We start from the raw sequence: 2,099 nt of genomic DNA, 5'->3' as shown, positions 1-2,099 counted from the left end.
CGGGCCTCGCCGCGGCGTTCGCGCCGGGCTTCGGCAGTGCGGCGTCCGCGGTCGCCGCGAACGACGCGGACAGCGTGCTGCCGCCGCTCTGGGGCGGCCGCTAGGTCGCGTCCGCGCCGCTGTCGCCGGCCTGCTTCAGCGCGACGAAGCGATCATAGTCGCGCACGTAGTCGTCGGCCTCGTAGTGGTGCGAGGCGAACACGAGCAGCACCGCGTCGCTGGAATACTTGTACTGGATGCCCCAGACCATCGGCGGCATGTGCAGGCCGATCTCGGGACGGTCGAGCAGGAACTCCTGGCGCCGCTGCCCGTCGTCGACGACGACCGCGACACTGCCTTTGACGCAGATCAGGAACTCGTGGCAGGTCAGGTGCGCGTGCTCGCCGCGCGTCTCGGCGCTCGGCACGTCATAGATGACGAAATAGCGTCGCACCGGGAACGGGATGTCGTCGGGAAACTCGCCGACGCTGAGACTGCCGCGCAGGTCGCCGACCTGACGCAGGCGATGCAGCGTCACGCCGCGGACTTCGGTCGGCGTGACCCCGGGTTCCGGCGGAAACGCCGTGACGCCGCCCTGACGGCTCGTGTGCTGCCGCGCCGAAGATACATAGCCGGTGATGCGCGCGGGATTGCCGACGACGATCGCGTGCGGCGGCACCGAGCGCGTGACGACGGCGCCGGCGCCGACCATCGCATGACTGCCGATGCTGACGCCGGGCAGTATCGTCGCGTTCGCGCCGATCGAAGCGCCGCGGCCCAGCGTGGTCTGCGCGAACTTCTCGGGATACTGCTTGCTGCGCGGGAACGGGTCGTTCGTGAACGTCGCGTTCGGACCGATGAACACGTCGTCCTCGACGCGCAGGCCGTCCCACAGCTGCACGCCGCACTTGACCGTGACGCGGTCGCCGACGACGACGTCGTTCTCGATGAATACGTGGTCGCAGATGTTGCAGTCGGCGCCGATGCGCGCGCCCGGCAGCACGTGGGCGAAGGCCCAGATGCGCGTGCGATCGCCGACCTGGCCGCTTTCGCAGCAACCCAGCGGATGGACGTAGTGGCTCATGCGTGATCCTGGTCGAAAGGGGCGAGCTGCAGGCCTTCGTGCTGCGTCAGCAGCGCGTGCTCGCCGCTGCACCAGGCCTGCGCGCGCCGGGCGAAATAGCAGTCGCGGAAACGCGCGCCGTCGTCGTCGCCGACGAAGCCCAGCGGCAGCGCCGGAAACGGTGCGAGACAGGCCAGCAGACCCGGCTGCTCGTTCAGCGCGCGGCCGTCGGCGGCCAGCACTTCGGCGCGCATGCCGAGGCCGCGGCATTGCAGTTCGTCTGTATACACCGGCAATAGTGGAGAACCCAGCGCGACGAAGCTCAGCCCGCCCGCGTCGCCGCCGCACAGCGACAGCATCAGCCGGTCCTTGACGCGCGCGTAGACCGCTTCGATCGCCGCCGCTGGCGGCGCCGCGCCGACCGCGAGCACGGTCTTCAGCGCGAGCAGCTTGTGCGACTCGCGCGGCTGCAGCGAGGACGCGGAGAACGCGGCGAGCTGTGCCGTGTCGGTCGCGAGCACGCTGACCGCGTGTTCGTCGACGAGGTCCCAGGCGTCCGGTCTATCCAGTGCGAAGTCCGCGCCGGCCAGCACGAGCGTCGCGCCGACCGCGAGCGCCGACGTCAGCCAGTGCCAGTAGGGCGTATGCGGCGCGGCCGCATGCAGTACGCGGTCCTCGCGTTTGAGGTCGGTCTGCAGCACGAGATCCTTGAGATGCTGGATCAGGGTGCCGCCGGCCGAATGCAGGCTGATCTCGCCGTCGTCGCGCGCGAGCGCGTACAGCGGATGCTCGAAGCCGGCGAGCTCGAAGCTCAGCGGCGGCGCGTCCGCGGCGAGCAGGTCGTTCCAGTGCGTGTGTTCGCCGCGCCGCGCGCCGACGATGACGAGGTCGGCCTGCGGCGCCGCGGCGGCGTCCGCGTGCTGCGCGTCGGCGAACACCAGGCGCGGCTGCAGTTTCGCGAACACGTCGGCGGCCCGTGCCGGCGGCGGCGCGGTCCAGACCGCGCCGACCGCGACGCTCGCGAGCATGGCGACGACGGGCTCGCTGCCGTTGCGCA

General features: G+C 70.9%; 2 protein-coding genes. Both read right to left on the bottom strand.

Annotated features, from left to right (window positions below):
• Positions 1-100: 100 nt before the first annotated feature.
• Positions 101-1,063 (bottom strand): WxcM-like domain-containing protein, encoded by a 963-nt coding sequence (locus NON22_RS23465; RefSeq protein WP_257389406.1) that lies wholly within the window; start codon positions 1,061-1,063, stop codon positions 101-103.
• The coding region (locus NON22_RS23460) for an AMP-binding protein (protein ID WP_343231956.1) at positions 1,060-2,099 on the bottom strand (1,040 nt) is incomplete at its 5' end. The genes NON22_RS23460 and NON22_RS23465, both read right to left, overlap by 4 nt.

It is taken from the genome of Tahibacter caeni (assembly GCF_024609805.1).
Taxonomy (GTDB): domain Bacteria; phylum Pseudomonadota; class Gammaproteobacteria; order Xanthomonadales; family Rhodanobacteraceae; genus Tahibacter; species Tahibacter caeni.
The sequence above is the reverse complement of the archived record's forward strand: the minus strand, read 5'-3'. Positions and strand labels throughout refer to the sequence as shown.